Raw genomic sequence first — 23,896 nt, 5'->3', positions numbered from 1 at the left:
CCACCCGAAAGGCCGCAGGAATGACCACACACCCGAACTCGGCAAACCGCGGCGCGCCCGTCGTCACCGACATGCGCGTGATCCCTATCGCGGGCCGCGACAGCATGCTGCTCAACCTGTCCGGTGCGCACGCGCCGTTCTTCACCCGAAACCTGGTGATTGTCACCGACTCCGACGGCAACACCGGTGTCGGTGAGGTACCCGGCGGCGAGCCGATCCGGCAGACGCTCGACGATGCCCGGCAACTGGTCGTCGGCCGCAAAATCGGCGACCACAACGCGGTTCTCGGCGACATGCGACGCACCTTCGCCGATCGCGACGCCGGGGGTCGCGGTAACCAGACGTTCGACCTCCGGATCGCGATCCACGCCGTCACGGCCGTGGAATCCGCCCTGCTCGATCTCCTCGGGCAACACCTCGACGTTCCGGTGGCCGCCCTCCTCGGTGAAGGGCAACACCGTGATCGGGTGCAGGCGCTCGGCTACCTGTTCTTCGTGGGCGACCGGAACAAGACCGGACTCGACTATGCCGACGGTGCCGGTGAGACCGACGACTGGTTTCGGCTTCGGCACCAGGAGGCGTTGACCCCGGAGGCGGTGGTCGCACTCGCCGAAGCCGCGCAATCCCGTTACGGTTTCGAGGACTTCAAACTCAAGGGCGGCGTGCTCACCCCTCCCGATGAGGCGGCAGCTGTCACCGCCCTGGCGCAACGGTTTCCCGAGGCCAGGATCACCCTCGATCCCAATGGTGGGTGGCTCCTCTCGGAGGCGATCGAGACCTGCCGCGGCCTGCGTGATGTGCTCGCCTACGCCGAGGATCCGGTCGGACCAGAGGGCGGCTTCTCTGGCCGCGAGGTGATGAGCGAGTTCAAACGGGCCACCGGGCTGCCGACCGCCACCAACATGATCGCAACCGACTGGCGCGAGCTTGGCCACACCATCCGGTCGGGGGCCGTCGACATCCCGCTCGCCGACCCGCACTTCTGGACGATGGCCGGATCGGTGCGCGTCGCGCAGTTGTGCGATGCCTGGGGCCTGACCTGGGGGTCGCACTCCAACAACCACTTCGACGTGTCGCTGGCCATGTTCACCCACGTGGCAGCCGCGGCCCCCGGCGACGTCACGGCCATCGACACCCACTGGATTTGGCAAGACGGACAGCGGATCACCACAGCACCCTTCGAGATCGTGGACGGCTACCTCTCGGTCCCCGACCGACCAGGGCTGGGCGTCGACCTCGACATGGACCAGGTCGAGGCCGCCCACGAGTTGTACCTGCGAGAGGGTCTCGGTTCCCGTGACGACTCGGTCGGTATGCAATTCCTGATTCCCAACTGGACCTTCGACAGCAAACGACCCGCACTCGTGCGGGCCTGAACAGATCGGGACAAGCATGCGCGTGGTCATCGGCGATCGAAACCTATTGCCCCACCGGGAGCTCCTGGAGAGCCTGGTTCCGGCGCACACCGACCTGATCTGGCACGAAACCTTCGACGAAGCGGCGATCATCGCGGACCTGGGTACGGCCGACGTCTATGTCGGCGGCAAGTTCACCGCGGCAATGGCGGCCGCCTCACCCCGGTTGCAGCTGGTCCATGTTGCCGGGGCAGGTACCGACAACGTCGCCTTCGCGTCCCTGGATCCACGTACCAAGGTGGCCAACACCTTTCACCATGAGGATTCGATCGCCGAGTATGTGCTGTCCACCGCGATCCTGTTGCGGCGCGGATTCCTCACCCAGGACCGGGCGCTGCGACAGGGCGAGTGGTCGAGTTCCGTCTACGACGACTCCCTCCCCCAGCCGTTGTCGATGAAGGACGCTCACATCGGCTTCGTCGGGTTCGGGCACATCGGGTCGAAGAGCTGGAATCTGCTCCGCGGCCTGGGATGTACCGGGTCTGCGGTCACCGGCCGCGGCACTGTCGACGCTGCGGCCGCCGGCCTGTCCTGGAGCGGTGACGCAAGCCATCTCGGCCGTCTGATGACCGGATCCGACGTCGTGGTGGTATCCGCACCCCTCAATGACCACACCCGCGGGATGATCGGCCAAACCGAGTTCAAGGCGCTGGGCAGTGACGGCGTCCTGATCAACGTCGGGCGCGGACCACTCGTTCAACAGAATGCGCTCTACGATGCGTTGCATCGCACAGTCATCCGCGCCGCCGCCATCGATGTCTGGTACTCCTACCCTGGTCCAAACGGTAACGGCGATCCCGGCGACCTGCCGTTCGCCGAGCTGCCGAATCTGCTGATGACCCCGCACTCGTCCGGGGTCACCAGAGACACCTTCGTCGGGCGTGTCCGCGACATCGCCGACAACATCCGCCGCCTCGACCGCGGTCTGACCCTGGCCCGCACCGTCCGCTGATCGTGCCATTTCGCGCGTTGACCGTGCTTTTGATACCGGGAACATTCGCTCCAGTGCCGACGGAGTAGCGAAGCCCCTGACCAGCTCACTCGAGTCGTATCTCGTGCGGTTCGTCCGAAAACAGGGCGGAGACCGTGGTGCTGCCGTCCGGCCCATCCGGGCGGCAGCACCGTGCGTTTCACACTGTGGAGTTGTCAATTTGCGTGCGCGGTCCCGATGCGTTCTCGGGTGCGCGGGGGTCGAGCGGTCTGGAAGTTGTTGTGTAGGTAGGTCAGGCTGCGAGTGTCATGGTTCGCCTGTTGTAGGCGGGTAGGGGTCTTCGTTGCCGATCCATCTCGGCGGGCGGGATCAGCCACGGGTGCCCATCAGAGCCCATGGTGATTTCCCATGCTGTATCTATTGTTCGCTGGGGATGGGCCTTCATGCGCACTCTTCCCTCGTCTCTCAGTCGCTGCGCTCCCTCGTTCCTCACTGCATCCCGCGCGGCCCATCCTGCGCTCACGGGCGCCCCCCACTTGACCCAGCATTGGTCGCGGATGATGATCGCCTTGCGAACAGCGCCGGTGAACAGGCGTGTGGAGGGTCCCATGTCGATCGGCACCCCATGCTGGTCGAGGATGACCGATGCCATCGAGGAATCACACGCCAGCAATTTCGCGAGGTCCTCGGTGATCGGGCCCATCCACGCCAGCGTCGCACGCTCGGGGTGATCGGCGGGGACAGACACATTCACCTCGGTCCGCGGCGCCGAGATCAGCCCGTCGCCGCCACCACCAGCACCGCCACCACTGTCGAGCAGTCGATGCAGGGCGTCGGCGCGACGCTGGGTGTCGCTGCGGGCATCATCAGACCCATCAGGCTCTGGGCGTGGCCGGCTCCACAGGTCCAGCGCAGCGTACAGCTTCTCCCCGATCTGCGCATCCACATCGAACCGACCCACCAACCGTCCCTCACTGAACGCGTAGTCGAGTTTGTTCAGTGCGGGATCCTCGGCCGGGGTGGGTCCGCCGGTGTCGTGGGCGACTTGGTTTCCCAGACCCTGGGCGATCTTCTCGATCTCGGTGGGCCGCGCTCCGGAGATGGCGTGAGTCAACAATTTTTTTTCGAAGACGACTCGTTCCTCGTCGGTGATCGCGGCCTCTGACCGGTCGTTGATCTGCTTGATCCCTTTGACCACGGCGTCGACGTGCTCGGTGGAGAGGAATCCGTCCCGGAAGTAGCCGGCGGTGCGATCGAGCGTCGCGACGCCGGCGCCGATACGTAGCCAGCGTGATGCTGATGCTGGGGCGGCGCCGTTGTCTTGCAGCCACTTCGACGGTGTGGTGCCGGCTTTCTTCGCGAACCCGAGCCGGTCGATCATCGCCGCGCAGACCGACAGCTTCGACTCGGTGGCATTGCGCAGGGTGATCAGGTCTTTCGTCAGTGACGCCAGGTCACCGGGATCGTCTGGTACCACCAGACCGATCATGTCTTCAGTAGTGGCGCGGATGTTCATCGAACCCCTCCCCAGGTCGATCGACTAACACCAATCTAACCGTTCGAACATATGTTCGCAAGTGGTCCGAACGGATGAATACTACTGGCAGTCAACAGAATCTGGGACACCACACACTGACTCGACTCGGGCACAGTGCCTTCGATTGAAGGTTATCAGTGACCTAAGACAGTGAAACCGGTTGTTCGCGCGGGTAACTGGTTGCGCTGCTGCATAACTCGCAAAGGGCACGATCGACGTCGACAAAGGCACGATCGACGCGATTACTGGCACGATCGACGCGATTACTGGCACGGTCGGCGGAAGGTCAGGCGCCGCTGCCGCCGATACCGGCGTCGCGGGCTCGGGCCACCGCTTCAGCGCGGGTCCGGGCCCGCAGCTTTGCCAAAATGTCACTGACGCGATTTCGAACGGTTTTCTCCGACAGGAAGAGCCGCCTGGCGATACTGGCGTTGTCCAGACCGCGGGCCATCATCTCCAAGACCTCACGCTCCCGGGCCGTGAGATCAGGAAATGCCTGTGGCTCGGCCGATGTGGTCGCTGACGCCGAGAAGAAGCCGACCACCTGCTCGGCGACCCGCGCACCGAAGACCGCCTCACCATTGGCCACCGCTGCGATGGTCCGCTCAACGTCCCTGGCCTCGGCTTCTTTGAGGAGGTACCCGCGGGCACCGGCCCGCAGCGCCGCGAACACCGAATCCGGGTCCTCGCTCATCGTCAGGACCACAACGGCCACGTCCGGATGTCGTTCCACCACCCGCGCCGTCGCGGCAAGCCCACCGATGCCAGGCATCCGCAAATCCATGAGCACAACCTGCGGTTTCAGCTCGGCCACCGCGACCAGCGCCTGCTCACCGTCGGCCGCCTCCCCGACCACGTCCACGTCGTCCATGGCCGACAACACCGCGAGTAGGCCCGCCCGGAACAACGCATGATCGTCGACCACCAGCACCCTGACCGTCACGCTTGTGCCACCTTTTCCTGTGCCAGAACAGGGTCCATCGGCAACACCAATCGCACAACTGTTCCGCCGCCGGTGGCGGAGAGATGTTCCAGACGTCCACCGACCTCGGTGGCACGCTGGCGCATACTCGTCAGCCCTACGCCGGGTGCCGGACGGCCCGGCATGCCGCGGCCGTTGTCGCTGACCCGTAGTTCGAGGCTGCTCTCATCCCGCTCGACATCGATCCGGACCCGAGACGCCGCGCTGTGTCGGACTACGTTGGCCACCGCCTCCGCGGCGATGGCGTAGGTGGCGACCTCGGCCGCCGCCGGGAGTTCGGTGAGGTCGTCGAGACCGGTCGACCCCTCGATCACACCCAACCCGTCGACGAGTTGCCGCAGCGCCTGCTCGAGACCCAGCTGATCGAGCACCGGCGGCCTCAACCCGTGTGAGACCGCCCGCACCTGGGCCACGGTCTCGCGCACCCGATCCCGGATCGCGCGGGCGTTCTCGGCGTCCTCCCGGTCACCCCCACGTTCCAACGCCGCCGCCAGGGCGTCCATCTGCAATGCGATACCCGCGAGACTCGGACCGACACCGTCGTGCAGATCGTTGCGCAGTCGACGCCGTTCTTCTTCCCGCGCGGTGACGATGCGCGACCGAGAGATCTCGGTCTCCATGACGAGCGACGCCGCGTACGCCATCATCGCCGCATGCGCGGCTGCCTGTTCGAGAAGCCTGCGCTCGTCGACACTGAACCCGTCGCCCGCGCGCCGGGGCGCGACCTCGAGCTGACCGACGCTGCGGCCCAATGCGATTGCCTCGATCGACACCACCCGCTCGGGGCGACGACCGGCGCTGACCCGGACGACCCCGTCGAACGCCACATAGGGCATTCGCAGTTCGGTCCGCAACACCGAGATCAAATCGGTCAGTGCCGCACGAGGTTCCGAACTCAGCGACACCGCCTCCGAGATTCGCGGAGCGAGGGTGCGGGAGCCGCGTAGTTGCGGGAACCACCAGTCGTCGATGACCCGTTGGAGCACCGCGCGCACCGCAAACGCCGCCAAGACGCAGACCACCACCAGTGCGATGCCGGCCCGCGACCCCGCCAGCTCCGGATCGATCTGCCACAACACCAGTCCACCTACCGTCGCCACGAGTACGACCACGAGCACCAGAACGATCGACCGGCTCAGCGCGAACTCGGCGTCGACCAAGCGATACCGCAACGTCGCCAACACAATTGCCACCGGCGGAGCCAACAACGCCACCACGAAAAAGGTGTCGCCGAGCCGACTGTCGTCCCGGAGGAGCAGCGCGACGATCAGCGAACAGGCCATCACGATGCCACCGACCATGAACCACTGGAGTTGAGCCCGCTGCACACCGACCGTGCGACGGGTCCGCATCACAAGCGCGATGACCGTCAGTGGAGTTGCGACCGCCAGGCAATAGAACGAGCTCACGAGAGTCACGAAGTTGAGCGGCTCGAGCGCTGAGATGCCGATTGGGTTACGGATCACCGAATCGACATCCGCAGGACCGGGAACCACCATGCGGGCGAGAATCGCCGCACCGGCCGCCGACAGCGCCGATACCGCCAAGAACTTCTCGGGCCGAGACCCGAGCCTGCCGTCGGGGAAGATCAGCGTCAGCAACGGCAGTACGACGAAGTACACGCCGAAGCCGAACATCGAGACCCAGTCGGACACAGCGGCTCCGGGCAGCGGAGCGACCTTGGCACTCCAGACGCTGTACTGGCCCATCAACAGGTAGACGCTGATCAGCCCGGTGGCAACCAGCAGCCAACCGCATCGATTGCGCGGCTGTTGGTGCAGCACAACCACACCTGCTGCGGGCCACACCGACCCCAGCACGAGGTCGCTCGCGAACATCGGGTCCACCTCGACCCGCTGCGTGAGTTCGTGATTCAGGACGATCGTGCCGAGGACGCAGGCGACCGCGACGATCCCGCCCGCGAGACCAATCCGGCGCAGCGCCGCGTCACCGACCCTGCCGGCCAGACGATGGACAAAATCGCTCACCAGGTCATCGTGGCATGTCAGATCGGCCGAAGTCGCTGGTCGGGCGAAGATTCCCGTCGATCCGGGACCGGCGTCCCTGTTGGCCGGGACTCCTCCCGCCGCACCGTTTCGCCATGTCAACCACCGACACATCCAACCGACCACAGGAGAAGAACGATGACCACCCCGACCAGCACGACATCACTGACCGAGACGGAGACCACCACGAGCAGGGGTCGCTGGCCCTGGGTGGGCGTGGCTGCCGGCATCGGCGCCTTGGCAGCAACGCTCGCTTTCGATCTGCATCCGGAGTGGGACGAGAACACCCCGTACACCGCGGACATTGTCGACGACATCAGTAGCGGCAAAGCTCATGGATCGATCATCACCGGCTACCTCACCGTGGCCCTGTTGCTCGTCCTCGCTGCCTCGTGGAAGCGCCACGTCGAACCCCGCACCCCGTCGAGCACCGCGGCCCGCGTCGTTCCCCTCGGATTCACGGCGTCGGCCGGCGCCTTGTCCCTGGGCTACGGCTGGAAGGGCGCGATGGGTCTGTACAACGGCGGCAACGAAGACGAGACCTTCGACAAAGCCGGCCTGTACGTGCTCTACGTCCTCAACGACTTCGGGTCGTTCATCGGATACCTCGGCGTGACGGTCGCTGCGGGGGCGATCGCGTGGATGGCCTTCGGCGAGCGCCTGGTGTCGCGCTGGATCGGTGTCGTGAGCGTGCTGGCCGTCCTGCCCGTCATCGTGACGGTCGCCGCGTTCGGCCTTCCTGGATTCCCCGGCGTCGTCAGCGGTGTGTGGCTGGTGGTCGTGTTCGCCGGGCTCGCGCTGGGCAAATCGACGATCAATCGCTGAGGTTGCCTACCCCACGGCAGAACCTTCGCAAAGGAAAGGGGGTGGAAATCTCCGATCGGGGTCGGGCGTAGAGTGACGCGCGCCACACTGGTTCATACCCGCGAGCCAGGGTGGCGCCGGATCCAACGCCTCCGTCACCACACCGGAAGCGGTAAGTCCTCCTACCGCCCACAACGCACAGGAGTAATGGTGACGCTCACCCAGGAACGCGACAGAGATCCGAATATCGATCTCGTCAAAACAGACCCCGATCTTCCCCCCGTCGCGATCATCGATCGCAGTCCGATGACCGTCGGCAAACGCATCATGTTCGCCGTCATCGCCGTCATCGGCGCCATCGCGTGGGCGATCATCGCCTTCGTCCGCGGCGAGACCGTCAACGCGATCTGGTTCGTGATCGCAGCCCTGTGTACCTACGTGATCGGCTACCGCTTCTACGCGCGACTGATCGAGATGAAGGTCGTCAAGCCCCGCGACGATCAGGCCACGCCGGCCGAAGTCCTCGACAACTCGCAGGACTACATGCCGACCGATCGCCGCGTGCTCTTCGGGCACCACTTCGCCGCGATCGCCGGCGCAGGCCCCCTGGTCGGGCCGGTCCTCGCCGCGCAGATGGGATACCTGCCGGGAACGATCTGGATCATCATCGGCGCGGTGTTCGCCGGATGTGTCCAGGACTATCTTGTGCTCACCATCTCCACGCGACGTCGCGGCCGCAGCCTCGGGCAGATGGCACGCGACGAACTCGGAGACGTCGGTGGGTTCGCAGCCCTCATCGCGGTGTTCGTCATCATGATCATCCTCATCGCCGTCCTCGGACTCGTCGTGGTCAACGCCCTGGCTGAAAGCCCTTGGGGCGTCTTCTCTCTGGCCATGACCATCCCCATCGCGCTGTTCATGGGCGTGTACCTGCGATTCCTGCGCCCCGGCCGGGTCTCGGAGGTCTCACTCATCGGCTTCGTGCTGCTGATGCTCGCCATCGTCATGGGCCGGTACGTCGGCGAATCGAGCTGGGGCTCTGACTGGTTCAGTCTGTCCCCCGTCTTCCTGAGCTGGGCGATCATCATCTACGGTTTCGCCGCCGCAGTGCTGCCTGTGTGGTTGCTGCTGGCTCCGCGTGATTACCTGTCGACCTTCATGAAGGTCGGGACCATCGTGCTTCTCGCCCTGGGTATCGTCATCGCCCGGCCCGTGATGCAGGCACCCGCGGTCAGCGAGTTCGCGCACAACGGTCAGGGCCCCGCGTTCGCCGGTTCGCTGTTCCCGTTCCTGTTCATCACGATTGCCTGTGGTGCGCTGTCCGGATTCCACGCGCTGATCGCCTCGGGTACCACCCCGAAGTTGATGGAGAAGGAAAGTCAGGCGCGCATCATCGGGTATGGGGGCATGCTCACCGAGTCGTTTGTCGCGATCATGGCGCTGATCACCGCATGCATCCTCAACCAGCACCTCTACTTCGCCATGAACGCCCCCAAGGGGGTCACCGGCGGGACAGCCGAAGGCGCGGCCGAGTACGTCAACACCAAGCTCAACCTGTCGGGTGATCCGACGACCGCGGCAGCGCTCGACGCCGCCGCCAAGGCAGTCGGCGAGGAATCGATCATCTCCAAGACCGGTGGCGCCCCGACGCTGGCCATGGGTATGGCCGACACCATGCAGAGCGCGTTCGGCGGCGAATCCCTCCGATCGTTCTGGTACCACTTCGCGATCATGTTCGAGGCGCTGTTCATCCTGACCACGGTCGACGCCGGTACCCGCGTGGCGCGGTTCATGCTCTCGGACGGACTGAGCAATGTGAAGGGCGGCAAGCGCTTCAAGGATCCGTCGTGGAAGCCCGGCGCCTGGCTGTGCACGCTCATCGTTGTCGGCTTGTGGGGTTCCATCTTGCTGATGGGTGTCACCGATCCGCTCGGTGGCATCAACACGCTGTTCCCGCTCTTCGGTATAGCCAATCAGCTGCTGGCCGCGATCGCGCTGACCCTGATCCTGGTGGTCGTACTCAAACGCGGCCTCCTCAAATGGGCGTGGATACCCGGTATCCCGCTGGCCTGGGATCTGACGGTGACCATGACCGCGTCCTACCAGAAGATCTTCTCGAACAATCCCGCGATCGGGTACTGGCAGCAGCACAGCGACTTCAAGAACGCGAAGGATCAGGGGCTCGGCGAGTTCAAAACGGCGTCGACCCCAGACGCGATCGATGCGGTGATCCGCAACACGTTCATCCAGGGAACGCTGTCCATCATCTTCGCGGTTCTCGTGCTCATCGTTGCGGCCGCGGCCGCGGTCGTGTGCGTCAAGGCCATACGCAAAGGCGGACTCCCGACCACCGAGGACGAACCGGTGGAGTCGAAGATCTTCGCGCCGAGCGGTCTGATCGCGACCCGGACCGAGAAGGAGGTGGAGAAGGAGTGGGAGAAGATCGGCAGGTCAGAAAGGACGTCACACTGATCGAGAACCTGCGGCGTGGAGCCGGAGCGCTCCGCTGGTACGTCGGTTCGGTCATGGGCGACAATCACTACCGGCGGTATGTGACGCACCAGTCGGCACAGCACCCCGGCGTCCCACCGCTGAGCGAGAGCGACTACTGGCGGATGAGATACCGAAACCAGGATGCGAATCCGCAGGGACGTTGCTGCTGAACCCAAATGTTGGAGTGCGGTCGGACGGCGTTTCAGTCGGGCAGGGTGGCGAAGAAGCGGCGCAAACTCTCGGTCCAGTAGTGCTCTTGGCGACGCTCGAGTAGTTGCCGCGAGCGCTCGCGTGCGACCGCGATCAGCAACATCGTCAAGAACACCGAGAGCACCACGGCCGCCGTCGTGCCGTACATCCGCTTCTCGGCGGCCGACACTTCGCCGGCCCAGTTACCGTTCTCGTCGACATTGATGGTTATGCCCGCTCCGGCCGCCGTGCCGGAAGGGACCGCGATCACGCCGTCGAGCCGGCGGCCGTTCCACTCCCAATGCGCTTGAACCGACACCAACGGCGCGCCCATGGTCTGCGCCGTGATCGGTGGGGCGGGCGTGTCGACCACTGCCCGGGCCTGGGAGATCACCACGGGAGATCCTGCCGGAGCAGCGGCTTTCCAGACCATCACCCCGGCGAGCACCGGGATCGCGGCCACGACTGCAACGATCAGGATCAGCCATCGACGGAGTCGAATTTCGTAGCGATCGACCGGCCTGCTGAGCGCACCCAAAGGTGCGGCACGCTTGCTGTGCCCCATGTGCCTTCTACTACGCATCCCATCGACCCCTCGTCCGCGGCGGCCCGGCCGTCAATTCGATTGTCGCGACATTTGACGATTGTGCAACCGACGGCCGCGCCGCCGTTAGGGTGGGCCTGCGCATGGGCAACCGAAGGAGCGGGACAAACACGTGAGTCGACTGATCGAACTATGGACCGGCGATGACGGCGAAAGTCACTACGCCGAACGCGAATTCGACATACCCATTCAGGACGCGTTGCGCGTCCACGCCACCGTCACCCCTGCGGGTGGAACATACGAGTGGCACACCGCCCCGCACCGTCAGTACGTGATCACACTCACCGGCACCCTGCGTTTCACCACCCGGGGCGGCGACGAGTTCGTCGTGGCCCCGGGCGACGTGCTCCTTGCCCACGACACCGTCGGCGGTGGCCACCGCTGGGAGCTGATCGACGACCAACCGTGGACCCGCATCTACGTCGAGCTTCCCCAGTAGCGGCAGTTCACCTATCCCGCCATGCACCGCGAACGTACTGCGGGCGGTACGGAGCATCGTTTCGGCTGACCCCGAGTTCATGCGCGGCCCGCAGCGGCCAGGCCGGCTCGCGGAGAGCGACGCGGGCGAGCAGGATCGCGTCGGCGGCGTCGGAGGTGAGGATTTTCTCGGCCTGCCCGGGCTCGGTGATCAGGCCCACTGCTGCAGTAGGGACCCCCGACTCCTCGCGGATGCTCTGCGCGAACTCCACCTGATATCCGGGGCCGACCGGGATCTCGGCGAGTACGTTGCCGCCGGTCGACGCGTCAATGAGGTCGACTCCGTGTGGTGCCAGCGCCGATGCCAGCTCTGCGCTTTCCTGGGCGGTCCACCCACCGTCGACCCAGTCGGTTGCCGAGATTCGGACGAACAGGGGTTTGCCCTGTGGCCATACCGCGCGGACGGCGTCGACCACCTCGACCAGGAAACGGGTTCGCCCCGCGAAGTCTCCGCCGTACTGGTCATCACGCTGATTGGACAGCGGCGAGAGGAACTCGTGCAGCAGGTAGCCGTGAGCAGCGTGGATCTCGACGACATCGAATCCGGCTTCATCGGCGCGCCGGGCGGCAGCAGCGAACGCACCGACGAGGTCGGCGATCTCGGTGACGCTCAGCGCAGTAGGCACGTCGTAGCCCTCGAATGCGATCGGCGACGGAGCGCTGGTCACCCAGCCTCCCTCGGCTGCAGGCAGCGAGCCTTCCTTGTCTGCGAAGGGCGAATAGGTAGACGCCTTACGGCCTGCGTGCGCCAGTTGAACGCCGATCGCCGAGTCTTGGGCGTGTACGAAGTCCACGATCCGTCGCCAGGCGGTCGCCTGCTCCTCGTTCCAGATCCCGGCGTCCTGCGGACTGATCCGACCGTCCGGTACCACCGCGGCGGCTTCCGTCAAGATGAGCCCGAAGCCGCCGGTGGCGTGCGAACCGAGATGGACGAGGTGCCAGTCGGTGGGTACGCCGTCCTCGGCGAAGCAGCTGTACTGGCACATCGGTGCCAGCCAGATCCGATTCGCGATGGTCAGGTCGCGCAGGGTGATGGGCTCGAAGAGGGCGGGAGTACTCATGCCATCGTCCAACCGTCAACCGCGTCGATAGATTCCATGAACCATTCACCTGCCACCGACCTCTGTCCCCCGTTGAGCTGACCGACCAGATGCCGGATCAGGCGTCCGCCCTGACCACGCAACCCGCGGGTTCGTGATCGGTCGCCGGGAAGGCGGTGGCCAATGCCGTCGCGAACCGGCGGCCCCGCTCGGTATAACCGGCCGCGGTGTAGTGGATCCCGTCGGTGAACCACGAGGGATCGGTTTCTGCTGCCCAGTCGTAAAGCCGCAGATTCGGATACCGCTTGCAGGCCCGCAGCAGCGCGAGATTGAACTTCTCCATCTCGCCGTTGTCGTACGCCGGGTTGGCGTTCAGTTCAGTCGTGCGAACCGTCGGCCACAGCACAGGCTGGTCGCCGAGGGGCTTCAGCAGCCGATCGATTCTCATGTCCACCGGACCCAGGCCGCCGACCACAACATTGGCGGTGTCGTTGATACCCATCGCCATCACCCAGCAGCCGGACTCACCTCGGTCGATGTGCCCCTTGATGGCATCGACGGCATTGGGCTCTCCGGCGACCTCTTCCAGACTCGACCGCGCGCCAGAGATGTCGGTGATAACCGTGGTCGCTCCCACGCGCTCGTACTGCGCCGGCACCCTGGTGATCGGATCGGGCAGGGTCTCCTCGCTGATCATCCCCACCGAGGTGGAGTCGCCCACGTGGATGACCGTGGCGCACTCGGTGCGGCGTTGCTCGATGGGTACGGTCGGCCCGGCTGAGACCTTCTCGGGGGCCGATATCGGGGCGACGGGCAGCGCGTTGATCGACGTCGTCGCCGGACCGGAACCGGGAAGCGCGTTCACGAAGGCGGTGTCGGTGTTGAGCCCACTCAACCCGACCATCGCCCCGGCGGCGAGCGTCAGCACAAGCGCGCAGCTTCCCACGATGGACCACCTCTGCCGGCGGACGCGGGGCGCTCTGAGCCTCTCGAGTCCTGCGATGATCTTGTCGACCAGCGAAGCGATGAGTGGGCGTTCACGCTCGACGCCGAGACGCCAGGCTCCGGCGAATCCATGGGTACGGATCGGATTCTCGACGAACCGCCACGACAGCGCTGCGAGGATCACCGTCGCGACGATGATCACCACAGAACTGATGGGACGCGAGTAGGCCCGAAAGGCCATGGGCGTGAAAGCGATCAACGGCATATGCCAGAGGTAGATCCCGTACGACCGTTCCCCGATCCAGCGGAGCGGTGCCAGACCGAGCACGGTCGCGACGAGCGTTGCCGGGACGACGGCCGCGATCAGCACCGCGGCCGTCGCGAGGCTCAGCAGCGCGATTCCGTAGGTGTACAGGCCGGCTCCGCCGTCGGGCGTCGTCGTCACCAGCGCCACGACCGTCACCAAACCCACCAACGCCGCGACATCGAGGGCGCATCTTCCGTTGTGCGACACGATGGTCGAGCGTGCGGGCCACCACATCGCGACCGCGGCGCCCACCAGCAGTCCTCCCGCACGCGTATCGGTTCCCTCATACGCGCGGGTGTTGTCGAAGCCCGCCACCGAGAGATCGTAGAGGAGATAAAACGAGAGGAGCGCGAGCGCGACGGTCGCCAGGGTGATCAACGCGCGCCGCCGCACGACGAAGAACATCGCCGCGAGCACCAGTGGCCAGATGAGGTAGAACTGTTCCTCGATCGACAGCGACCACATGTGACCGAGCGGACTCGGCGGGCCGAACCGATCGAAATAGGACGTCTCGGCAAAGATGTTGTGCCAGTTGTTGACATAGCCGAGCGAGCTGAGGGCCTGCCCGGCGTATTCGCCGAGCCGGCCAGGTTGGGCAATCGCGGCGGCGGCGAGTGTGGCCGCCAGCACCAGTACGACGGCAGGTAGCAAGCGGCGCAGGCGTTTAATCCAGAATGTGCCGAGGTGCCACTTGCTGGACTTCTCTTTACCGGAGATCAGGATCGAGGTGATCAGGTAACCCGACAGGGTGAAGAAGACCCCGACCCCGAGCAGTCCACCGGTGACACCGGGGATTCCGAGGTGGTACAGCACGACGAACGTGACTGCGAGCGCGCGGATTCCGTCGAGGGCTGGCAAGTAGGTCGCGTCGGTCTCAACTGGACGTGGCATGTCGTGCTGACGGTTCCTTTGATCGACTCTTGAGATCGCGTCGGTCACAAGGTGTGCTGAGACCCACCATCCGTGGGAATCATGTGTTCTACCTCGCCCCCGAGGCCGCCCAGGAGGGCGGACAGGTGGCCAGCCTATCCCGGCGAGATCACCGGCAGTATCGTCTGATTACGCTACATCAACCGCGCGACGTCAACGGTTGGTCGTTGACGACGAACCGAAAGCTGTTGTCGGTAAACAAAAATCTAGGACCGGGGCGAAGCAGACCCGCCCGTTGCCGGGCAGAGGTGCGGCAATCGGGCCCGGCGGACCCTCCGGTGAGGACCCGGGCGTTGTCGATCCCACCACACACGCCGGTGTGGGATCTGAGGCTACCGGGAAGGCGGTGGCCAGAGCGCCCGCGATACCGCCGGCGAACACCTCCGAACCTGCACCCGTGTGATGGATTCCGTCGACGAACGCGGTGTCTGGAAGGTCTGCTGCGGCGTCGTAGATCCGCAGGTTGGGGTACCGCGTGCAGGCCGCCATGAGAGCACCGTTGTAGGCAACCATGTTTTCGGGCTCGTAGTGCGTCGGCGCAGATGCGATCGTCTTGAGATTCGGCCACAGCACCGGTTCGTCGCCGACCACGTGCATCAGTTGGTCGATCCGCGCAGTTGCGTCAACTCCCGACCCGGCGGAGATGTTGGCAGCGTCATTGGTGCCGATCTGCAGCACCCAGCACCGGCCCGTAGCGGGGTGCGTGCGACTCAGTTCTTGCGCAGCCGAGACAGCGTTGGGCTTGTCGTCCACTGTTTCGATGCTCGATCGTCCGCCCGCGACATCGAAGAACGAGGTCCTCACCCCGGCGGCCTCGTACTGCGATGCGATCTCGGCGCCGGGGCTGTGCGCCTCGGCCGTGATGCCCAGCGACAGCGAATCACCGACATGCACCACGCTCTGGCAGGACGTCTGGGAATGCTGCTGGTCAGCGGTGGCATCAGACGTGCAGGCGACGACGGCAGCCATGCACCCAAGCGTTACCAGAGTTGCCAATGGGGCTGATGTGGATAGGCGCACGCGGCTGATCCTAACCGCGTTCGCCCTGACGCCCGGTCACGATCGGGTGCCGAAATTCAAGCGGAGTCGCGCTCGAATACGCCGAGGTCCTCTGCGGTGACGCTGTCGAGCGTCTTCCACAGCTTCCGGGCGAGATCCTCGTCCGCGCCGCGCCCGACGAACTCGTCGCTCCACAGCCGCTTGTCGGATCGGCGCGTATGCCAACCGAGGAATCGCATCGAGGGTGCCTGCTCGCTGGTCGCCGCGAACAGCAGCGGCAACACACCCTCTTCTGCGTCCCGCGAGATCAGAGCGTGCGCGAGACCCATCACCGACTTCTGGGCGAACCCGCCGACATTGTCGTGCATGGGGGTCGTGCTCATCCCCGGGTGGGCGATGAGGCTGCGTACCGGCGACTCGACGGACCGTAGGCGTCGCTCGAGTTCGGCGGCGAACAGCACCGTGGCGACCTTCGACCGGACATAAGAGCCCTGCGGTGAGTAGTAATCACCGAACGCGAGGTCGTCGAATGCGAGGTCCGCGCGGAAGCGGCGGTACAGGTTGGACCCCACGCTGACCACGCGGGGATCTCCGCCCATCTCCAGCAGCGGGAGCAACAGGTTGGTGAGTGCGAAGTGTCCGACGACGTTGGTGGCGAACGTCTTCTCGATGCCGTCGTCGGTGAACGAGTAGGGCTGATTGCTGACGCCGGCGTTGAGGAGCAGGACGTCGAGTGGTTGACCCGCGGTGAGCATTCGGTCGGCGAATGATCGAACTGACGACAGTTCGGACAGGTCGAGGTGCTCGACACGGCATACCGCTCCCGGGCTGCTCGCCCGGATGCTCGTCGCGACACGATCCCCTTTCTCGAGGTCACGGACCGCGAGGATCACATGGGCGCCGGCGCCGGCCAGCTCACGAGCCGCGATGGCACCGAGACCACTACTGGCGCCAGTGACGATGATCCGGCGGCCGACCTGAGACGGCATGTCGGCCCGTGTCCAGTGGAAGTAGTTGTCGCTCATCGCTTCTCCTCGGTCTGTCGAATCGGATAGCAAATCCGGTTGACCAAACACTAGCAGAAGCGGATAGATCATCCGAGTCGATGAACATTCCGGTATACTCGCGGTGTGGACGACAGCTTGCATGCGCGGAGCCCGGCAGGGCTGAGGTCGGACGCTGTCCGGAACCGCGACGCGTTGCTCACGGTGGCGCGTCGGAGCCTGGAGGCCGGCGACGACACCCTCGCGATGAACGCGCTGGCGAAAGAGGCCTGCGTCGGCGTCGGCACCGCCTACCGACACTTTCCTTCTCGGCAGGTGCTGCTCGAGGCGCTCGCCGTGGATTCGTTCGACAAGCTGGTCGTCGAGGCGCGCGACCTCACACACGACCCGGATACCGCGGGTGCGCTGCACCGCCTGATCGTCGCCGAGATCGAACTCCAACTCGACGACGCCGGCTTGAGCGCGGTGCTGGCGTCCGAGACCTGCGCGTGCACCGACACGATGGCGATCATCGGAGAGCTCGGGGAGCTCACGTCACAACTGCTCGAGAGGGGCGTCCGAGAGGGCATCGTGTCGGCCGAACTCGACGCCGACGACATCCGGCACCTGATCTGCGGTACCGCCTTCGCAGTCCGGGCGGCCGGCCGCGAAGCCCTGGACAGCTACGTCCGCGTACTCGTCAACGGCCTGCGCCCCTGACACTGTTCCAGGCCGCAGTTACCATCGATCGTGATCACTGATGATCACGCCGGACGATCGAAACCGTACCCGGACGCCGACAAGACGGTACTTCCCCAAGAAGGGAGTACGTCATGGCATGGCTGGTATTGATTGCCTCCGGTGTTTTCGAAGCCGTGTGGGCCACTGCGCTCGGTCGATCCGAAGGTTTCAGCAAGCTGACACCGACCATCGTGTTCGTCGGCGGTTTGATCATCTCGATGCTCGGGCTCGCCTACGCGATGCGGACCCTCCCCACCGGGACGTCCTACGCGATATGGGTGGGGATCGGCGCTGCGCTGACCGTTTCGTACGCGATGATCACCGGTAGCGAGACCGCATCTGTTCTGAAGATCGTCTTGATTTTCGTCATCATCGGCGCGGTCGTCGGTTTGAAACTGGCCCACTGACCGACGACTGCGTCCCGGCTCACAGCTCCATCATCAGCCGATTCTCATGATTTCGCGTGGTCCATGCACACAATCGGTCCGTACCATCACAAATGATGAGCATTCAGATGAAGGCACTGTCAGCGTTGCTGCGGTTCCAGACGTATCGCCGCGGGGACACCGCGGCGAGCGTGCGTGCTTACATCAACCGCACCAAGATCGCGGCGACCCCGCCGGCAGACTTGCGTGAGACACACATCGTCACCCAGCGCCTCGTCGCTGGATTCCCCACCTACCGGGTGATCTCGCGTACCACCAGAACGGACTCGACCGTGCTGTATCTCTACGGCGGCGGCTACGTCAGCGAGATCGGGCCGGGCCACTGGACGCTCATCAGCCAACTCGCCGATGCCGGCATACAGGTCGAAGTGCCGATCTACGGCCTCGCGCCCCGCTACGACCACCACGACGCTTATGAGTTCCTGACCGCCGTCTATCAACGTGTGCTTGCAGAGAACCCCGGGCAACCGATCTCCTTTGTCGGCGACTCCGCCGGTGGCGGACTGGCTCTGGTGCTGGCCCAGGCAGCCGCCAAACTACAGCTGCCCCCACCCGATCGCCTGATACTCATCTCCCCCTGGGTCGACCTGTCCCTGAGCAATCCCCGCATCGGCCCCGTAGAACGTCGTGATCCCTGGCTCAGCCGCATCACGCTCGACATGGCGGCCCGGGCCTGGGCGCCCAACACGATGCTCACCCATTCGTCGGTCTCGCCGATCTACGGCGACCTGAGCAACCTCGCTCCGACAGATATCCACATCGGTACACACGATCTGCTCTACCCAGACGCCATCCGTTTTCAGGAGCTGGCCGCGGCGGCGGGATCCGAGGTGCGGTTGCACACCTGCCCGTCGGGTCTGCACATCTTTCCCCTCACCCCCACACCGGAGGGCAGGGCGGCCACTCGCGACATCATCGAATCCCTGCAGATCGCCTGACTCGAGTCAGTGCGGGCGCAACGCCTCGAGCATCGCAGCTGCCTCGCGTTTCGTTCTTGCGACGGGGTGGATCATGGGGATGTCGACGCCGGACTCCACGAAACGCGCAACTTTCTCGCGGCATTCGACCTCGTCGCCGACGATGGCGAGGTCCGAGATGAGCTCATCGGTGACACCGGCGGCCAAACCTGCGCGGTCGCGATCGTCCCAGCCCGCCTTGATCTTCGCGGCCTCGGCTTCGTAACCACACGAGGCGAGAAACGAGTTGTAGGTCGGGGTTGCGAGATAGGGCCCCATCGACGCTCGCAATGTCTCCAACGCCGACGCCCGATCGTCCGTCACGATCGTCTGCAGTCTCACGACGAGAGGTAGCGACGCAGTCTTCGCCGCTCGGGCGGCGCCGACCGCGACCGTCTGCTTGAAGGTCGGGACCGCAGACGCGGGAATGAAGTTACATGCGACGCCATCCGCGAACTCGCCGGCGACCCCGGCCATCACCGGACGTTGCGCACCGATCCACAGCGGTACCTCACCGGCCGGCGGCACACCGAGACGAAAGTTCCTCACCCGGGTCGTGGCCCCCGAGTAGGAGACCTTCGGTTCGGAGAACATGACCCGGAGTGCTTCGACGGTCTCGCGGACACGGGTGACGGGACGCTCGAACGGTATCCCGCACCAGTCCTCGACGATGGCCGGCGATGACGAACCCAGCCCCAGGATGAACCGATCGGGGCCCGCGACCTGACTGACCGACGCCGCCGCGGCGGCCAGCAGCGCCGGCGGACGGGTGAACACCGGCACAACCGCGGTCCCGATCCGCACCGCCCTCGTGGCGGACGCCACAAGGGCCGCCAGTACGAACACATCGATGGTCGCCGTGTCTGCCAGCCACACGTCTTCGTAGCCGAGTTCTTCCCCGAGGCGGGCGAGCTCCAGGTTGTCGTCGACCGAGCTGACCAGAGGCAAGCTGAAGGCTGACCGTACCGACGTCATTCGCTATCTCCCCACATCCATGAGTGATCGCTCCACGTACGAACCGTAACCCTCGGTCCACGCGCCGACGCCGATACGCTGATTCCTCCCATCCAGGACATGAGATACGCGTTCATGCCCTCGTCCTCGCGACCGTCGTTGCCCGCTGGTATTTGCAGTGGGTAGGCCGGTTCGGCGAACGGATGGCCGTCCTCGACGAGTGGGGAGCGACACAGTCACGACGCTGTCCTCGGCCATCTCGAGGGCTCAGCAGTTGTCAGGTGCTGGTTTTTCGTCGAACCGGTCGGCCAGATAGCCGACAGCCTGCTGATGGTTGAGGATCTCTTCGGTGACGTGTTCGGCGACAGGACTGCGAACGCTTTGAACGGGCGTCCCGTCCGAGCACCATGCTCTCGTCAAGGAATCTGCTTGTCCGACAGGGATTATCTCGTCGAGATTCCCGTGATAGCTGTACACCGGCACCGTCGGCGCGGCACCCCCGAGCGCATGACGGCGCAGCGCCGAGGCGGGGCCCGGTTGCGAGATCGGGTCCCGAACCGTGGTGTAGTCGCTGAGTTTGCGCAGGGCATAGTTCGAGATCACATCCACGCAGGACGACCGCATCTCTCGGAGCATGGCCTGTCCCCGCGTGTTCAACATCCCTTCGATACCCGCTTCTGGATGTTCGGCGGAGAGTCCCGCCAGTCCGGCAAGCATCAGCCCGCTGAACGGCGTTCCGTCGAGATGTCGGGCGACCACGGCGGGATCGGCCGGTAGCCCGCCGAGGGCGACGCCTTTCAGAGGAAGCTCCGCTGCGTAGGTCGGCTGCAGCTGGGCCGCCCATCCGGTGGGCTGAGCACCTCCGGAGTAGCCGTCCATTGCCCACGGGTTTTCCTGGGCGATACCGCCTTCGCCGAGGTTGCGCACCGCGCGGATACCGTCGAGCACAACGTGACCCCCGGATACTCCTGCCATGAACGCCGCTCGGGGACCCTCGTGGTCAGGTATCGCCACCGCCCAGTTCCGGTCCAGAAAGATGCGAGGATCCCCCGACGCGGTCGACATCGACACCGATGGTGCACAGTGCTGACCGGCGGAATCCTGGGCGAACTGCTGGGACACCACAGGTCGTGCTCCCGGGCCGGTCCATTCCACGACCGGAACGATCAGGGTCGTGATCGCCAGGATCGCTTCATCGTTGGTGTCGTTGCTTCGATAGGAGATCTGCCACCCGCGGACATCCGGGATCACATCACCGTCGAGGACCGGAGTGGTCGGGCGCGTCTCGACGATCTGGCCCGGACTCAGCGAAGCCAGGTCGGACGGCGGCCGTCGAAACAGGTCGTGCTCCAGGGCAGACGCTTCGGCGCCGGGTGTATCTGCCGCGGCGGGCCCGACGTGAGGTATCACGCCGAGCGCGAACCCCAGGGTGACGGCGGAAACGACCCGCCGAATGCGTAAGGTGCCGAAAAGCGTGGCGGGTGAGCGCATCTTATCCGGTACTCCTTTGTGTGGCCACGCAGGCTTGTGTACAGAACATGGCTTCAGGCGTTCGGATGCACCAGTATTTTGACGTGCCGCTCAGGATCTCTGAGATCGGCGAACGCCGCGCCGACACCTGCGATGTCCACGTGTCCGGTGATGAACAGCTCCGGGTCGATCTCGCCGGCAGCCAGGCGCTGCAGAGTGATTCCGTAAGGATCCTCCACCGGTCCCCCACCGAAGTTCACCACGATCTGCTTCCACTGCGCGATGACAGGAGTGATGGACTCCGGTTTGAACGGCGATGCGACGACCTGGATGGCCGATCCGAACGGCAAGGTTCGTATCAGCTCATCCAAGGTGCCTTGACGACCACTGCACTCGTAAGCGATGACCCTGCCCGGGTTCTGCGCATCGAGTGCCTGCGCAGCACCACCTTCGAGAGGTGGACTCACCACCTGGGCTCCCAATGTCTGCGCCAACTCGCGTCTCTTGGGTGACGGTTCGACGACGACGATCGACTGGCAGCCACGGGCGGCCAACGCGATCACCACTCCCAGACCGATGGTGCCGGCACCGATCACCAGACCGACGTCACCATCTCGATAGCTGGACTGCTGCACGTGGGTCTCGCCGACGTGGAGCGGCTCAGCCAACGACGCAGCGTCCAAGCCGAGAGCATCGGGAACCTTTCGCGCCCAAGACGAATCGATCACTATCCGTTCCGCAAACCCGCCGGGATACTTGTTCGAGTAGCCGATGATCGTCATTTCATCCGTGTCCGGATCGGTGGCGATGCCGATACCGCTGACCCGGTCGCCCCTCGCGAAGTCGTCGACGGCTGACCCGACATCGAGCACGGTGCCCGAGAACTCATGACCTGGCACCACCGGCCGCCGTGGATCGAATATCGACAGGGCGTTTGAGCCTCGGATGGACACGTCCACGAACGTGTCAGCGTCCTTCCAGAGGCTGAGATCGCTGCCGCAGATCCCACAGCTGTGCACGCTGATCAGCAGTTGGTCACTACCCAACGCCGGGGGTTCGGGAACGTCGGTAGCACTGATCTGGCCGTCCGACAGTGCTGCTGCGCGCATGGCCTGCCTACTTTCCTTCGATCGCGGCGATCAGTTCTTCGGGCTCTTCCGCGAGCGGCTCCGCTCGGCGGGGCACCAAGAACGCGATCACTCCGCCCACGACGGCAACCGCAGCCGCCAGCAGGAAGAACATCGTGACGCCCTTGCCACTGTAGATCGGTAGACCTGCCACGACTTGCAAGGTGTTCTTGCTCAAGATCAGTCCGCCCAATTGCGCAAACAGGCTGCCGAGAACACCCGCCAGAGCGCCAAGCATTCCTGCCGATACCCCACGCTGTTCAGCCGGCGCAACCTGCATCAGCAAGTTGGGCCCCGCCGCGTACACCATTGCGCCGAAACCGACTATGCCGTAGCCGATCACCGGCCCCCACCACTGAGTGGTGAAGGTCGCCAGACCCACCGATCCGAGTGCGATGAGGAATGCACCGATGATCAAGAAGACGCGGAACCCGTACTTCTTCGCCGCGAAGCCGACGACAATCCCACCAAGAACCGTCATGATCCCGGGCACGAGTAGATAACGCGCAACGCCGGTCGCATCGACACCAAATCCATAGTCCACGGCGAGCTCTCGCGGCGTCTGTAGCAGTGTCGGAAGGTAGCTGGCGATCACGGTGATGGCGCCACCGGCGAACGCATAGGCGAACAGAACCGTGGCGGTAGAACGGTTTTTCAAGATCTCCGGGCTGATGAAGGGCTCCGCGTGGCGCTTTTCCCACATCCACCACAGGGCCAGCACGACAAGTCCGCCGATCAGAAGACTCAGAGTGCGTGGGTCGATGAAGTCCCACGTGGATATCTGTGAGATGCCCAGCAAGAGCATGAATCCGGCAATCGCGACGCCTGCAGCACCGACGAAGTCGATCTTCGACGCGTCTCGGACGGGCGACTCAGGGACCAGCGCAATCGTGCCGATCGCGCCGATCGCCGACAGCACTGCCACGAACCAGAAGACCGATTCCATCGACACATTGTCTATGAGAAAGCCTGCGATGAACGGACCGGCAATGGTGACGACACCGACGCCGTTGGTCGCGATGCTGATGCTCATATCGCGCATTCCCGCTGGGAACACGTCACGCATGAGCGCGTAGGTGATCGGCAAGAACGCGGTGCTGACGCCGGTGAGTGCGCGTCCGGCGAGCAGGATCTCGAAACTGGGGGCCAACGCGCTGATCGCTGCTCCGACGATGGAGATGAGTGCTGCGTAGATGAGTACCCGTCGCTTGCCGAATCGGTCGCCGAGCTTGCCGATGATCGGTGTCACGACGCCGCCGACGAGGGTGAACGCCGTGATGACCCAGATGACCTGCGTCGTATCGTATTTGACTGCGATGTCGGTCAGTGCAGGCGCAATGAGCTGGAAGCCGAGTGCGGTCTGCTCGGTCAGCACCACCAACACCACAATTGCCAGGATCCAGCGCCCGCGGCCGCGTTCCTGCGCCTTCTCGGCTTCCGCGAGGGCCCGCTCATCGACCGCCAGCGTGCGTTTACTTCCGCTGATCGGGTGCGAGTTGTTGCCGTCCATGATCGTTCTCCTTGGGGGACTGAGATCAGCACGCCACTGCGTACTGCGCG

Annotated in this window: 21 protein-coding genes and 1 riboswitch; of the genes, 9 read left to right on the top strand and 12 right to left on the bottom strand. The window is 64.8% G+C overall.

Going from position 1 to position 23,896, the window contains the following annotated elements; translation table 11 throughout:
- Positions 1-20: 20 nt before the first annotated feature.
- A complete protein-coding gene (gene gudD / locus J3S28_RS12175; RefSeq protein WP_207840933.1) occupies positions 21-1,376 on the top strand; it encodes a glucarate dehydratase in 1,356 nt (451 codons plus the stop codon).
- A 16-nt stretch (positions 1,377-1,392) separates the two neighbouring features.
- Positions 1,393-2,367 (top strand): 2-hydroxyacid dehydrogenase, encoded by a 975-nt coding sequence (locus J3S28_RS12170; RefSeq protein ID WP_207840931.1) that lies wholly within the window; start codon positions 1,393-1,395, stop codon positions 2,365-2,367.
- A gap of 271 nt (positions 2,368-2,638) precedes the next feature.
- On the opposite strand, the gene J3S28_RS12165 is transcribed toward J3S28_RS12170, so the two are convergent.
- From J3S28_RS12165 to J3S28_RS28730, 3 genes are all read right to left on the bottom strand, one after another.
- Complete coding sequence (locus tag J3S28_RS12165; RefSeq protein ID WP_207840929.1) at positions 2,639-3,862, bottom strand: DUF222 domain-containing protein; 1,224 nt, start codon at positions 3,860-3,862, stop codon at positions 2,639-2,641.
- 307 nt (positions 3,863-4,169) lie between these two features.
- Positions 4,170-4,826, bottom strand: coding sequence for a response regulator (locus J3S28_RS12160; protein ID WP_307797072.1), 657 nt, complete (start codon positions 4,824-4,826; stop codon positions 4,170-4,172).
- Positions 4,823-6,853: a sensor histidine kinase gene (locus tag J3S28_RS28730; RefSeq protein ID WP_207840927.1), complete on the bottom strand. Its 2,031-nt coding sequence runs from the start codon at positions 6,851-6,853 to the stop codon at positions 4,823-4,825. The genes J3S28_RS12160 and J3S28_RS28730 overlap by 4 nt, the downstream gene beginning before the upstream one ends.
- Before the next feature lie 156 nt (positions 6,854-7,009).
- Here J3S28_RS28730 and J3S28_RS12150 point away from each other — a divergent pair, with 156 nt between their 5' ends.
- From J3S28_RS12150 to J3S28_RS12140, 3 genes are all read left to right on the top strand, one after another.
- On the top strand, positions 7,010-7,696 hold the full coding sequence (locus tag J3S28_RS12150; RefSeq protein WP_207840925.1) for a hypothetical protein: 687 nt from the start codon (positions 7,010-7,012) through the stop codon (positions 7,694-7,696).
- Positions 7,697-7,885: 189 nt separating this feature from the next.
- The gene (locus J3S28_RS12145; RefSeq protein WP_307797070.1) at positions 7,886-10,147 is read left to right on the top strand and encodes a carbon starvation CstA family protein; all 2,262 of its coding nucleotides are present in this window, start codon (positions 7,886-7,888) and stop codon (positions 10,145-10,147) included.
- A complete protein-coding gene (locus J3S28_RS12140; RefSeq protein WP_372435998.1) occupies positions 10,108-10,338 on the top strand; it encodes a YbdD/YjiX family protein in 231 nt (76 codons plus the stop codon). The genes J3S28_RS12145 and J3S28_RS12140 overlap by 40 nt, the downstream gene beginning before the upstream one ends.
- Before the next feature lie 32 nt (positions 10,339-10,370).
- On the opposite strand, the gene J3S28_RS12135 is transcribed toward J3S28_RS12140, so the two are convergent.
- Entirely contained in the window at positions 10,371-10,922 is a 552-nt protein-coding gene (locus J3S28_RS12135) for a hypothetical protein (RefSeq protein ID WP_207840920.1), read from the bottom strand.
- A 151-nt stretch (positions 10,923-11,073) separates the two neighbouring features.
- On the opposite strand from J3S28_RS12135, the gene J3S28_RS12130 reads away from it, so the two are divergent.
- Positions 11,074-11,400, top strand: coding sequence for a cupin domain-containing protein (locus tag J3S28_RS12130; RefSeq protein ID WP_207840918.1), 327 nt, complete (start codon positions 11,074-11,076; stop codon positions 11,398-11,400).
- 7 nt (positions 11,401-11,407) lie between these two features.
- On the opposite strand, the gene J3S28_RS12125 is transcribed toward J3S28_RS12130, so the two are convergent.
- The 4 genes from J3S28_RS12125 to J3S28_RS12110 all read right to left on the bottom strand — a co-directional run bounded on the left by J3S28_RS12125 (position 11,408) and on the right by J3S28_RS12110 (position 16,684).
- Positions 11,408-12,499 carry an NADH:flavin oxidoreductase/NADH oxidase gene (locus J3S28_RS12125; protein ID WP_207840916.1) on the bottom strand — a complete coding sequence of 364 codons (1,092 nt, stop codon included), beginning with the start codon at positions 12,497-12,499 and terminating at the stop codon, positions 11,408-11,410.
- A gap of 97 nt (positions 12,500-12,596) precedes the next feature.
- Positions 12,597-14,621, bottom strand: a complete 2,025-nt coding sequence (locus tag J3S28_RS12120) for an acyltransferase family protein (RefSeq protein ID WP_207840914.1) — start codon at positions 14,619-14,621, stop codon at positions 12,597-12,599.
- A 192-nt stretch (positions 14,622-14,813) separates the two neighbouring features.
- Positions 14,814-15,629, bottom strand: coding sequence for an SGNH/GDSL hydrolase family protein (locus J3S28_RS12115; RefSeq protein WP_207840912.1), 816 nt, complete (start codon positions 15,627-15,629; stop codon positions 14,814-14,816).
- 107 nt (positions 15,630-15,736) lie between these two features.
- Positions 15,737-16,684, bottom strand: a complete 948-nt coding sequence (locus tag J3S28_RS12110; RefSeq protein ID WP_207840910.1) for an SDR family NAD(P)-dependent oxidoreductase — start codon at positions 16,682-16,684, stop codon at positions 15,737-15,739.
- A 105-nt stretch (positions 16,685-16,789) separates the two neighbouring features.
- Between J3S28_RS12110 and J3S28_RS12105 the strand changes: the two genes are divergently transcribed.
- The 3 genes from J3S28_RS12105 to J3S28_RS12095 all read left to right on the top strand — a co-directional run bounded on the left by J3S28_RS12105 (position 16,790) and on the right by J3S28_RS12095 (position 18,767).
- Positions 16,790-17,362, top strand: a complete 573-nt coding sequence (locus J3S28_RS12105) for a TetR/AcrR family transcriptional regulator (protein WP_207840907.1) — start codon at positions 16,790-16,792, stop codon at positions 17,360-17,362.
- Between the two features lie 27 nt (positions 17,363-17,389).
- Positions 17,390-17,456: riboswitch (guanidine-III (ykkC-III) riboswitch) on the top strand.
- Between the two features lie 19 nt (positions 17,457-17,475).
- Positions 17,476-17,790, top strand: a complete 315-nt coding sequence (locus tag J3S28_RS12100) for a DMT family transporter (RefSeq protein ID WP_207840905.1) — start codon at positions 17,476-17,478, stop codon at positions 17,788-17,790.
- 95 nt (positions 17,791-17,885) lie between these two features.
- Positions 17,886-18,767, top strand: coding sequence for an alpha/beta hydrolase fold domain-containing protein (locus tag J3S28_RS12095; RefSeq protein ID WP_207840903.1), 882 nt, complete (start codon positions 17,886-17,888; stop codon positions 18,765-18,767).
- Positions 18,768-18,773: 6 nt separating this feature from the next.
- Here J3S28_RS12095 and J3S28_RS12090 read toward each other — a convergent pair whose 3' ends face one another.
- From J3S28_RS12090 to J3S28_RS12075, 4 genes are all read right to left on the bottom strand, one after another.
- A complete protein-coding gene (locus J3S28_RS12090) occupies positions 18,774-19,760 on the bottom strand; it encodes an LLM class flavin-dependent oxidoreductase (protein ID WP_207840901.1) in 987 nt (328 codons plus the stop codon).
- Between the two features lie 246 nt (positions 19,761-20,006).
- Complete coding sequence (locus J3S28_RS12085) at positions 20,007-21,230, bottom strand: lipase family protein (protein ID WP_207840899.1); 1,224 nt, start codon at positions 21,228-21,230, stop codon at positions 20,007-20,009.
- 53 nt (positions 21,231-21,283) lie between these two features.
- A complete protein-coding gene (locus J3S28_RS12080) occupies positions 21,284-22,318 on the bottom strand; it encodes an alcohol dehydrogenase catalytic domain-containing protein (protein WP_207840896.1) in 1,035 nt (344 codons plus the stop codon).
- A gap of 7 nt (positions 22,319-22,325) precedes the next feature.
- Complete coding sequence (locus J3S28_RS12075) at positions 22,326-23,846, bottom strand: MFS transporter (RefSeq protein WP_207840894.1); 1,521 nt, start codon at positions 23,844-23,846, stop codon at positions 22,326-22,328.
- Positions 23,847-23,896: the final 50 nt, after the last annotated feature.

It is taken from the genome of Williamsia soli (assembly GCF_017377795.1).
Taxonomy (GTDB): domain Bacteria; phylum Actinomycetota; class Actinomycetes; order Mycobacteriales; family Mycobacteriaceae; genus Williamsia; species Williamsia soli.
Note: the sequence above shows the minus strand (reverse complement) of the source record. Positions and strands in the feature narration are given on the sequence as shown.